At 59.1% G+C, this 11,498-nt stretch carries 10 protein-coding genes; 9 read left to right on the top strand and 1 reads right to left on the bottom strand.

Annotated elements, in window-relative coordinates; translation table 11 throughout:
* The first annotated feature begins 258 nt into the window (after positions 1-258).
* The 9 genes from AC1DM5_RS21270 to AC1DM5_RS21310 all read left to right on the top strand — a co-directional run bounded on the left by AC1DM5_RS21270 (position 259) and on the right by AC1DM5_RS21310 (position 10,641).
* Complete coding sequence (locus AC1DM5_RS21270) at positions 259-1,707, top strand: hypothetical protein (RefSeq protein WP_477820252.1); 1,449 nt, start codon at positions 259-261, stop codon at positions 1,705-1,707.
* Positions 1,685-2,515: a hypothetical protein gene (locus AC1DM5_RS21275; protein ID WP_477975543.1), complete on the top strand. Its 831-nt coding sequence runs from the start codon at positions 1,685-1,687 to the stop codon at positions 2,513-2,515. Before AC1DM5_RS21270 ends, AC1DM5_RS21275 begins: the two co-directional genes overlap by 23 nt.
* A complete protein-coding gene (locus tag AC1DM5_RS21280) occupies positions 2,515-3,669 on the top strand; it encodes a hypothetical protein (RefSeq protein WP_477820254.1) in 1,155 nt (384 codons plus the stop codon). Before AC1DM5_RS21275 ends, AC1DM5_RS21280 begins: the two co-directional genes overlap by 1 nt.
* A complete protein-coding gene (locus AC1DM5_RS21285) occupies positions 3,663-4,604 on the top strand; it encodes an OmpA family protein (RefSeq protein ID WP_477975545.1) in 942 nt (313 codons plus the stop codon). The genes AC1DM5_RS21280 and AC1DM5_RS21285 overlap by 7 nt, the downstream gene beginning before the upstream one ends.
* An 874-nt stretch (positions 4,605-5,478) precedes the next feature.
* Complete coding sequence (locus tag AC1DM5_RS21290) at positions 5,479-5,742, top strand: hypothetical protein (protein WP_477820256.1); 264 nt, start codon at positions 5,479-5,481, stop codon at positions 5,740-5,742.
* A 148-nt stretch (positions 5,743-5,890) separates the two neighbouring features.
* Complete coding sequence (locus AC1DM5_RS21295) at positions 5,891-6,472, top strand: TetR/AcrR family transcriptional regulator (protein WP_477975547.1); 582 nt, start codon at positions 5,891-5,893, stop codon at positions 6,470-6,472.
* Positions 6,469-7,299: an EamA family transporter gene (locus AC1DM5_RS21300; protein WP_477820258.1), complete on the top strand. Its 831-nt coding sequence runs from the start codon at positions 6,469-6,471 to the stop codon at positions 7,297-7,299. Before AC1DM5_RS21295 ends, AC1DM5_RS21300 begins: the two co-directional genes overlap by 4 nt.
* Positions 7,300-7,601: 302 nt before the next feature.
* Positions 7,602-9,248, top strand: coding sequence for an acetolactate synthase large subunit (locus AC1DM5_RS21305; RefSeq protein ID WP_477820259.1), 1,647 nt, complete (start codon positions 7,602-7,604; stop codon positions 9,246-9,248).
* A 1-nt stretch (position 9,249) separates the two neighbouring features.
* Entirely contained in the window at positions 9,250-10,641 is a 1,392-nt protein-coding gene (locus AC1DM5_RS21310) for an aldehyde dehydrogenase family protein (RefSeq protein WP_477820260.1), read from the top strand.
* A 172-nt stretch (positions 10,642-10,813) separates the two neighbouring features.
* Here AC1DM5_RS21310 and mug read toward each other — a convergent pair whose 3' ends face one another.
* On the bottom strand, positions 10,814-11,386 hold the full coding sequence (mug, locus tag AC1DM5_RS21315; protein ID WP_477820261.1) for a G/U mismatch-specific DNA glycosylase: 573 nt from the start codon (positions 11,384-11,386) through the stop codon (positions 10,814-10,816).
* Positions 11,387-11,498: the final 112 nt, after the last annotated feature.

The following is an 11,498-nucleotide window of genomic DNA, read 5'->3' on the forward strand; positions in this document are numbered from 1 at the left end:
CGCTATTGCACGCTCAAGTCGATCGGAGAGTCGGACTTTTTTTGGTGGATTGATGTCCGCGTCCGCAGCTTCAGGTAGTCCGGTCGGCGATCCGGAACCGTTTTACCCGCCGCCTGGGAATGATGTTCTTGCCGACACAGATTAACCGTGGTGAGCGATTAAACCCCGACCGTTGACGCCGGTGCTGGACCGATCACAACCTCTGAGCTACGCATTGCAAGTTAGGATTTCCGCAACCATGTTTCCGATGAGGACGCATTGCCGTTTGAAGCACTAAACAAGCTCTGGACCAGTGTTCGCGAATCCAGTCACGACTTCCGCGCATCCACGGAGATCTTCCCGTCACTCGATGCGGACAAACTGGTCCAGACGCTGGAAGTCCGGGAGAAGGGTACCGAAAACGGAAGGGCTAATCGTCCGGCACCGTCGGCACAGTCGCTGGACGAGGTCGAGCAGCGTATCGTTGGCCGCATCGAGCAGGAGAAGGCGTCGGCCTATCAAGTTCTGGAGGATCAGTCCCAGACGTTCGACGGACGGCTTCGCAATCTCGATTTCGAGGGACAGTTCGGGCTCATCCGGCAGGCAAACGCATCCAGTCTTTCCGATTTCAAGGCCGAGATCGCCAGCGGCGTCGACGAACTCCATGGCTTGCGCCGCGATCTGAAGATCGCCGAAGACGAGATGACCTCTTTCAAGAGGCTGCATCGGCTGGATCGCGCGGCGAAGGTACCGAGCGCCGGCGCGACGAGCGTCAAGGTCGCGTTGCTCGTGGTCCTGGTCCTTATCGAAATTGTCATGAACGGCAACTTCCTGGCCAAGGGCAGCGAACAGGGCATCATCGGCGGCATCACAGAAGCTGTTGTGTTCGCTGTCCTGAATATCGGCGCTGCGCTGTTGTTCGCCATCTTCTGCGTCCGAAACCTCGTTCATCGGTCATGGCTCATGAAGCTTGGGGGATTGCTTGGTCTTGCAGCCTACATCGTCGTTGCCCTGGTGGTGAATCTCGCCTTGGCCCACTACCGAGAGGTATCGGCCACCATCCTCGAAGGGGCAGGGACGGAAGTCATCCGCCGAATTCGCGAGAACCCGCTCGGACTGGTCGAGTTGAATTCCTGGATGCTTTTCGCCATCGGGATTTTCTTCTCGATCCTGGCATTTATCGACGGCTGCATGCTGACCGACCCGTATCCCGGTTTCGCCGGCGTCCAGCGTCGACTCGACGAGGCGCGGCAAAATTACATTTCTGGAAAGCTGGACCTGATCGATAACCTTCGTGAAATCCGCGATGACCACAGCGACAAGATCGAAGAGATCGTCAGGGATTTGAGCTCGCGCCGCCAGGAATCTGCTGCCATCATCGCCCATCGTACGCGGACCACGGGGCTTTTCGCGGAGTATCAGAGCCATCTCGAGCGCACCGCAAATGCTGTTCTCACGGCTTACCGCGAGGCGAACCGGGCTGCGAGAACAGAGCCGGAGCCTCAATATTTCGCGACCGCCTACAAGCTGGAGCGGATAACGCCCGTCCTGAATACGAGCCAAGAATGGGACGATCGCGTTCTTTCGGAACGCATCCAGGTCGCCCAGGCGGAACTCAACGATCAGATCAGGAAGATCGGTTCCGCGTTCGAGATGGCCGTCGAGCAGTACCACAGACTGGACAATCTATTCCCGGAGGCAGGCGTTGGCGCGGAACAGGCGGCGTAGCAGTCGTTCCAGAAAAGGCGGCTTTTCGACGGGCGCTGTGGTGGCGACAATTGCGCTTTCGGCAGTCGCGCTTGCCATGATCGGAGCCTTTGGCTGGCTCAAGTACCAGGCGATGTCCAGTGTTTCGCTCGATAAGGCATCTCTCTGCCCGACGACAGGTCCGACCAGTGAAACGGCCATCCTGCTCGATGTCACCGACCCGATTTCGGGCACGACATCACTTGACCTCAAGAACCAGTTCCAGCGCTTGGTTTCCAGCGTTCCGGTCAACGGTGCGATCGACGTCTATGCGCTGACGGAGAAGGAGGGAGACCTTCAGAGAACCTTCCACGGCTGCAATCCGGGCAGCGGCGATCTGGCCAACGAGTGGACCAGCAACCCAAAGCTCGTGCAGCAACGTTGGGAGAAGGGTTTCCAAAAGCCCCTGGATGGAATCGCCGGCAAGCTTGGAAATGGCGCATCGGGCGAATTCTCGCCGATCATGGCGGGCATTCAACGCATAAACCTTGAAGCCTTCCAACCCTTGCCTGCAGGCATCCCCAAAACCTTGTATGTTGCCTCGGATATGGTCGAACATACCCCGGCGTTTTCCAGCTATCGCGACGGCGTTTCGATCGCCAAATTCGAAAGCAGTCCTGCACGGGAGAAATTCCGGACGTCTTTGGATGGGGTGCAGGTCAAAGTCCTGGCGTTCCAGCGGCCGGGCCAGAAGTTCAAGATGGAGGAGCTGGCTGCGTTCTGGAAATCCTGGGTAGAGAAGAATAACGGCGAGTTTTCTGGTTTCACCCGTCTGGAGGGACTGGAGTGATGACATCAAACGACACGGGAAGAACTGCGTTTCGGGACTGGGCTCCTATCGTGCTGTTCGCAGCGGTGACGATCGGGGGAATGATCTTCATTTGGTCGGCGAAACTCGCAGCCTGGTCGACATTTTTCGTGACGGCAGTGCCCTTGGTGCTAATGGCGATCTACTTCCTGGCGTCGATAGCGCTGGCTGGCTTCCGGCTGCACAATGAGCAGGCGGGCGACAACCTCTATTACATGGGGTTTCTGTTTACGCTTTCGAGCCTTGGTGTATCCCTCTACCTGTTCGCCGGGGAGACTTCGATCGAGACGATCGTCCGGAACTTCGGTATCGCGGTGACATCGACAATCGCGGGCGTGACGCTACGCATCCTCTTCAACCAGATGCGCCGGGACCCGATCGATATCGAACGTAGCGCCCGCCACGAGCTTGCGGAGATGACGCGGCGGGTCCGAACCGAGCTCGACACGTCCGCTCGCGAGTTCTCGAACTACCGCAGGGTCAGCAACCAGATGCTGACGGAGGGCTTCGAGGAGATCGGTCGCCAGGCGGAAAAGAACGGCGAGGAAATCCGCAAGGTCATCGAGGCGATCTCCAAGGAGGCTATCATCCCGATCCAGGAGGCCGCGACCAAGCTTTCATCGATCATCGAGGACCACAATAGGTCGGTGACCGATCAAGCAGCGGAAGCGACCCGTAAACTGAGTGAGACGACGGATAAGCTCTCGACGATCATCGACAAGTTCGGTGCCGCCGTGGAGGGCGTCGGTACGCGTCTCGGAGAGATCAGGCCACCCGAGGATGTCATCCGGTTCGAGCTGACCCCCACAATCGATGCGATCAAGGATATGACCGCTGCCCATCTCAGGCGGATGGAGGAGGGGATCGCGGAAACACGCTCGCAGTCCGCTAAGGTGGATGATGCATTGAGGCCCCTGACCAGCATCGACAATAAGCTGGATCGCATCGCGGAAGCGCTTGAGCGTGACAGGGAAAATCCGCCACCGTCCGTCCCTTCGAAAACGGCAGACGTTGTCGAGGCGGTAGGGGCGAGCGAGAGTACGATGGTGGATGCCGAACCGGTTGTCTTGGATGGCGAGAGGACGGAGACCAGCCCGACACTAGGCGAGCCGAAACGGCGGTTGTTCAGATGGTGACCCAGGCAAGCGGAAGCCCGAAGCTGGAGCACAAGGGATATAACCGCGGCCTCATCCTCGGGCTGACGATGGCGGAATCCATGCTTCTGCTGGTGTTCTGCCTGCTGCTGGTTGCCGCCGCCATGATCACGGCCGAGCGGAAACAACGGATGGACACCGAGCAGCGCCTCGCGCAACTGGAACAGCAGAATAAGGAACTATCCGCCCAGCTTGTCGAGGCGCAGTCCAAACTCGGTTCGAACATGTCGGCGACCGATCGCGCGAAATTCGAGAGCGAATGGCGCGAGCTGGTCTCTGCGCGGCAGATCATCGACGGGTTGAAAATGAACGACGCCAGCCCCGCTGATCTGGCCAAGCTTGCGGCGGTCGCAAAGGTACTGGCAGCGAACAACATCCCACTCGACAAAGCTCCGGACCAGCTCGAGCAACTGCTGCACGGGGACATCAAACCCCATGAATGGCCGCCTATCATTAGCCTCTCCGAAGCCGGCGGATATTACTTCACGTCAGGCAGCGCCGCGTTGACGCGGGAATTCGAGGACAAGCTTGAGACCTCGATCGCGGACCAGATTGCCGACAACCTCGAGCGTTACCAGGTCGACGTGGTCGAGGTGATCGGGCACACGGACGAGCAGCGCGTCGCCAGAAGCACATCCAATCTCGACGACGCTTCGATCGGCGTCATCGACGGCCAGTTACCTGTCGATGCCCTCCAGCCTGCCGATAATGCCGGGCTTGGACTCGCGCGGGCGATCGCGGTTGCGAATATTCTGAAGGAAAATCCGAAGCTGAAGGACGTGACCGTGTTGCCGATGTCAGCTGCCCAGCTGGTTATTCCGGGTGATACGCTCACCAGCGGGCAGGCGGGAGACGTCAAGGAACGTCGCCGCATCGAGATCAGGATCAGGCGTCGGGCCGAGTCCCTGCAGCCCTGACCGGGAGCGTAGCTAGCAGCTTGCACGTATGGTGAGTGACCATAGTGGCTCGCAATGGAAGCCTGTTGCTGGCCCGTCCGATAGCAGCGCGGGACGGGCGGGTCTGGCCGCTGAACGTGCCATTCAGGATATAGCGCCACCGTTTATATCGTTAGCGGCTTAGAACGTGGTCTCCTGCACCAACCACCAAACCGGGAGAAATCCCAGCGCAATAGCAGCCAACCATACGGACGCGAACTTGATCAGGTACCGCCTGCGTGCCTTCGCCTCGCTCCACTCGTAATACATCACTGCCTACTCCCTCTCAGCAGCGGAAATTGAACCATTGAGTACCACGGGAGTCGAGTGCGAAACTGCAACACCGAATTAGCGAATGGGATCGGATGAGGGCACTCTTGTCTGAGCAGGTTGAGGGGAGACGGGCCGGAGGTTGGGCGACTGTCCGTTTCAAGTCACAGCTCCTTAAGAGAGCCACCCGTGCGAACCAACTCGACGCCATGTTGTCGCAAGCGCCTACCTTACGGAGATATCGGGAGGCTCCGTGACCAGGAATTTTCCGTTGACCATGGCCGCTCCGGGCCAGCGTCATTCGCTCTACCACAGCGCCTGAACGGCGATGACGACGAGAAAAGCAACTACCACCACGGAAACCATCCGTAAAACTGTGCGATTGGCCTGGGCGAGTACCTGTGGCTTCGGGTCTCGCTTGGGATGGAATTTGTGGCGACGTTTCTGTGGCGCTCCCGCTTGGGACGATTTGTTTGCTGTGGCCATGGCTGTTTCGCTCGACGTGGTGGATTTCCGGAACGCCAATCTAGCATGAAAGCTGTCTGGCGCTTAGTGCAGCGATACTGCGCTCACGCTCCACGAAGGCTTGGGTACCGTCGACCAGAGTTTCGATCCCTTGTCGGCACGAGCCTCGCCCGCCATCGCGAGCAGGGTTCGGCACATCCGCTTCGATCAAGTCCGTTTGAAAGTAGTGGTGTGGGCCTTCTGGCCAGAACAGCTTGCGTTGTACGGGATGAAATTCATTGAGAAGGAGGGTGCCGCCATCTGCCGCAAGCTCTCGCATCACTCCAAAAAAGCGGTCCAAGTCTTGGTGGTGGCGGAAAAAGGCCCCGCGGACCGTACGGTCTGATCTGACGCGTTCAGCCAGGCGTAAGCAGCAACAGCGACGTTGGAATATGCTGGGAAAGAGTTCAGGCTTCGTTCGAAACAACGCCCATTGACCAAAGCTGTCTGTTGCCATATGAGTGAGACAGGTCTGTCTCAGTTGGAATTTCGCTATGCCACCTCGTGCCATTGCCATCGAGAAACGTCAGCACATCATTGAAACTGCCTATACCCTGTTCAAGCGCGACGGCTTCCACGCCACCGGCATAGACCGGATCATTGCCGAGGCCGAGGTCGCCAAGATGACGATGTATCGGCATTTTCCCAGCAAGGACGGCCTGATTGTCGAGGTCCTGAACTGGCGAACGGATCGGTTCAAACGCCAGCTCGACCGGCTTTCGGAAACCGCAATGACGCCAGATGAGAAGATCATGGCCGTTTTCGATTGGCATGAACGCTGGTTCGACAGTCCGGATTTTCACGGATGCCTGTTTCAGCATGCGCTCGCGGAGTTCGGCGAGCGGGATCATGCTGTATTCGAGGCCGTCATGCGCCAGAAGCGCGATCTTCAGGACCGCATTCGGGACATCCTGGCGCAGTCGATGCAAGAGGGTCGGGCGCCGCATATCGCCATGATCCTGTCCATGCTGATCGAGGGGGCAACGATGCTCGCTCAGATGGGCCAGGGGAAAGAGGCGATCGACAATGCCCGGAAGGTCGCAGCCGATCTGCTGGCGACGAGGACGCGGCAATGAGCGCCGCCGTCATCGGCCTGGCGCTTTTCGCCGCAGTCCTTCACGCCACATGGAACGCCTTTCTGCGCAGCGGCGGCGATCGGCTCTGGACTGTTACCGTCATGAGCTTTGCGAGCACGGTTGTCGCGCTTCCATTCCTGTTCATCTATCCGCTGCCGCCGTCGGCCGCATGGTCCTATATTTTCCTCTCTGCCGTCCTTCAGGTCGGCTATAGCGTCTTCCTCGTCGCCGCCTATCATTATGGGGAACTGGGGCAGGTCTATCCGATCGTTCGCGGAACGGTGCCGCTTCTCGTGACGCTCGGCGGGTTCGTCGTCGCTGGCGACCACCTGGACCCCTTCCAGATTGCAGGTGTCATTCTCATTGCCCTCGGGATCATGAGCCTATCCCTTGGCAAAGGCAGATCCTCCACTTCGTCCATCCTGTTCGCTCTTGCGACAGGAGCGATCATCGCCGCCTACGCAACGATCGACTCCGTCGGCGTACGACTGGCCGGCCAGAGCGGCGCCTATACTGCCTGGGTGCTCGTCCTCTATGGCACGTTCCTGCCTGTTGCGTTCATCGGTATGCGTCGGCGGCTCGGGGTCGATTTTCGAGCGCGGGACACATGGAAGGCCCTCGGAGGTGGGTTGGTCGCAATGATTGCCTACGGTGTGGTGATTGCCGCCTTCTCACTCGGACCGGCCGGCCCAATCACGGCGCTACGGGAAACAAGCGTTGTGTTCGCCGTTTTGATCGGCTGGTTGTTCCTTGGCGAAATCTTGACCGCTCGGCGCATTCTCGCCTGCATTATTGTTACGGCAGGCGCGATCCTGCTCGGGAGTTGAACCCTGCCGCGAAAATCCCAAACCTCTCGCCAGCGCCTCGCCGGCATTTTTCGCCAATCTTTTTCCTGAACACAAACTGCGCGAGGCAATGGGAGAGGCAGCACGCAGGCAATGTGTGCGCCGTCAATGATTTTGATCTATTGGCAGCTCCAAATCCGAGGGAGGTTCTGCAAGCATATCTCGCATGCAAAATCTGCACTAAGGTGCGATTGGTTCGGACCGCAAATCGACCTATGTTCAGCGTCTGAAGTTCCTCATCGCGTCGCCCTTGAGTGCGGCGTCAAAGCACACAGGCACCTTCCATGACCAAAGGCTCGGATCTCCTCATTGCGGCGCTTGAGAACGAAGGCGTGGAGCGTATCTTCGGCATTCCGGGCGAAGAAAACCTCGATGTCGTCGAATCCATCCGCAAATCGTCCATCGAGCTCGTGCTCACGCGACATGAGCAGGCAGCTGCGTTCATGGCTGCGACCTACGGACGGCTGACGGGAAAGCCTGGCGTATGCCTGACGACGCTTGGGCCAGGAGCACTGAACCTGTCGACTGGCGCGGCCTATGCTCTCCTCGGCGCAATGCCCATGGTGATGATCACCGGCCAGAAGGGTATTCTTTCATCACGCCAAGCCCGCTTCCAGATCGTTGACGTCGTCGCATCGATGAAGCCGCTGACTAAGCTCACGCGTCAGATCGTTTCGCCGCAGATGATCCCGACCCTCGTGAGGGAGGCGTTCAGGATCGCGCAGGAGGAACGGCCTGGTCCAGTTCATCTCGAACTGCCCGAAGACATTGCTGCAGAAGAGTGTGAAGACATCGCGCTGGTGGCGCCGCATCAGCTTGAACTGCCGACCGCAAGCGACGCTGCGCTCGATCGTGCAGCTGCGCTGATTGCATCGGCCAAGCGTCCATTGCTCATGTTCGGAGCGGCAGCCTCGCGTCCTCGATCCACGTCGGATATCGCCCAGTTCGTTATTCGAACGCGCATCCCTTATTTCACGACCCAGATGGGGAAGGGGACGGTTCCAGGGGGAACAGAGCTCTATATGGGCACCGCGGCCCTCTCGGAGCGAGACTACGTCCACGAGGCCATCGAGCAGGCAGACCTGATCGTCACGATCGGCCACGACACGATCGAAAAGCCTCCGTTCATCATGGGTAAGGGCGGTCCGAAAGTCGTCCACGTCGGATACCAGCCGGCGACGGTCGAGCAGGTCTATTTTCCGCAGACCGAGGTCATCGGCGACATCGGGCCGTCACTCAAGGCGCTCGCCGATCGCCTGGAAGGCAAGCTACCGAACGCGCAGGCGCTTCTTCACCTGCGAGAGCGAATTCTCAATCGTATCGCGGACCGGGCGACCGAGGAACGGTTTACGCCCCAGAGGCTGGTCCACGACATCAGAGAGGTCATGCCCCATGATGGCATTCTCGCTCTCGACAACGGCATGTACAAGATATGGTTCGCTCGCAACTATCGCACCAAAATGGCGAACACTCTGCTTCTCGACAACGCGCTCGCGACGATGGGGGCTGGCCTTCCGTCCGCGATGGTCGCGGCGATGCTTTACCCGCAACGGCGGGTCATGGCGATCTGCGGCGACGGCGGCTTCATGATGAATTCGCAAGAGCTGGAGACCGCCGTCCGGCTCAAATTGAACCTTGTTGTTCTCGTGATTGAAGACGATGCCTATGGGATGATCCGTTGGAAGCAGGCCGTCGACGAATTTCCGGACTTCGGTATGACATTCGGCAATCCGGACTTCGTCAAATATGCGCAATCCTACGGCGCCAAAGGAACGAGGGTCGATGATATCGGCCAGCTCAAGCAGGTTCTCGAGGATGCGTTCAAAGGTGGGGGCGTGCATCTGGTCAATGTTCCCGTCGACTATTCGGAGAATGAACGTGTGCTGGTGAAAGAGCTGCGCGAACGGCTCCCGGCAATTCTGGAGGCATGAGATGTCGCTTAGCTTAAGGGTTTATCAGGCGTTTGATCGGGCGATCATCGCCGAACTGCCGACCGATGACGCCGCCGCACTTGATCGCAAGCTGGATATTGCCGCGAAAGCCTTTGCCGATCGCGAGGGGTGGTTGCCTGCGTATCAGCGCATGGCGATCCTGAGAAAGACGTCGGAACTGCTGCACGACAACAGGGACCGTTTCGCGATGATGATTGCGCGGGAAGGCGGCAAGCCTCTGGCGGACGCCATCGTCGAAGTCACACGAGCAATCGACGGGCTGATCAACGCCGCCGATGAAATCCGCAACTTCGGCGGCAAGGAAATCCCGATGGGGTTGACGGCCGCGAGCCTGAATCGCCTGGCGTTTACAACGAAAGAGCCGATCGGTGGTGTCGCGGCGATCTCGGCATTCAACCATCCTCTCAATCTCATTGTCCATCAAATTGCGCCTGCGATCGCCGTCGGGTGCCCCGTCATTGTAAAGCCTGCAGCAACAACGCCCATCTCGTGCCTCGAAATCGTGAAGTTGCTTTGGGAGGCCGGCCTGGACGAACGCTGGTGCCAGACCTTCGTTACCGATGACAACGCGCTTGCTGAAGCGTTTGCGACCGATCCCCGCGTCGCGTTTTTAAGCTTCATCGGATCTGCAAAAGTCGGCTGGTATCTCAAGAGCAAGCTGCCGCCGGGCACGAGATGCGCGCTTGAACATGGCGGTGCCGCACCTGTTATCGTCGATCGAAGTGCAGATGCGGCCGCAGTCGTCAGTCCCATCGTCAAAGGTGGCTACTATCATGCAGGCCAGGTCTGTGTATCGGTCCAGCGGATATTCGTGCACGAAGAGATCCTGGAGCCGTTCACCGAGAACCTTGCCGCTGCGGTTGCGGCCCTTCGGGTCGGCGATCCGACCCTCAAGCAAACCGAGGTGGGGCCGCTGATCCTGCCACGCGAAACGGAGCGGGTATCGAACTGGATCCGGGAAGCAGTCGATGCAGGAACAAAACAGCTTGGAGGCGGGCGTCTGTCGGAAACGACGCTGCTGCCTTCGGTCCTGCTCAATCCGCCGGCCGACGCAAAGGTGTCGCAACTCGAAGTCTTCGGCCCGCTGACCTGCGTCTACGGTTACCGAAACCTCGACGATGCAATTCAGAGCGCCAACTCGCTGCCTTATGCGTTTCAGTCGAGCGTATTTTCCTCCGATATCGCCGTTGCACTCCGGGCGGCGAAGCGTCTGGATGCAGCCACCGTTCTCATCAACGACCACACTGCATTTAGGACGGACTGGATGCCGTTTGCAGGTCGCCGCCAGTCCGGTTATGGCGTCGGCGGTATCCCTTGGACGATGCAGGAGATGGCCGATGACAAGATGGTCGTTCTCAATGGGGTAAGCTAGGCGCTTGCCTCTCGCGCCGAGGGGAACGCCCGGCACCGGGGCAGGGCTCTCCCATTCTCCTTCGGATCGCCATGCAGAAATTGCTTCGGGTGACATTGTCGATGAGGCCCGCGCCACTTTCGATCTGGATGTTCGCCTGTAGGCTCGCAGCTGGAACTCAAACGACGCGTGGCTAGATTTCGGCTCTCAAGTCACGGTAATGCGCGGTCAGTCGATCGAGGGCAAAAGCTCTGTTAAGCCCGCTGGGGTTCGGCAGAACCCAGGTGTTAGCGCCGGCGAATACCTCGCCCTGCCTTCCCCAATCGCAGTCCGCCCGTGCGGTAATCGTTGCGAAGGCAGCCTTGCCGAGAAAGGCGAGGTTAGCCGGCGCGAACTTGGTTATCTTCGCTTCGAGCAAAGGTGCTGCCTTTTTATAATCGTCCAGCCGCAATTCGCTGGCGCTCTTCGTGGCTCGCGAGACGGCGGCCGTGATGCCGTATCCATACTGGAGCAGTTCCTGCTCTTCGTCGGCGCGCAAGAGGCGCGACGTAAAGCCAGAAAGGTGTAGCACCCTCCAGAAGCGGTTGCTGGGAGACGAGAAATTATGGCCGTCCCGGACTGCAGATAGTGCAGGGTTCAGGCCACAGAAAACGACGGACAGGCCCAAGCCAAGCACGTCCGAAAGCCCGGCTGGCGTTTGTTGCGCATCCCCGCCGCGATCCATCTGCGCAGACACCAGCCGGTCTCCCTTCAATTGATCGATCATACCCGGCGCGTCCTCCCCTGCCCATAGCGTCGTTCTGACCTCGAGGCATCACGCTTCAGCCCGCCGGCGTGGCACGCCAGGGTCTTGAACTGTTCGACATGCCGGCAATCTG

It is taken from the genome of Rhizobium sp. 01T437 (genome assembly GCF_056398505.1).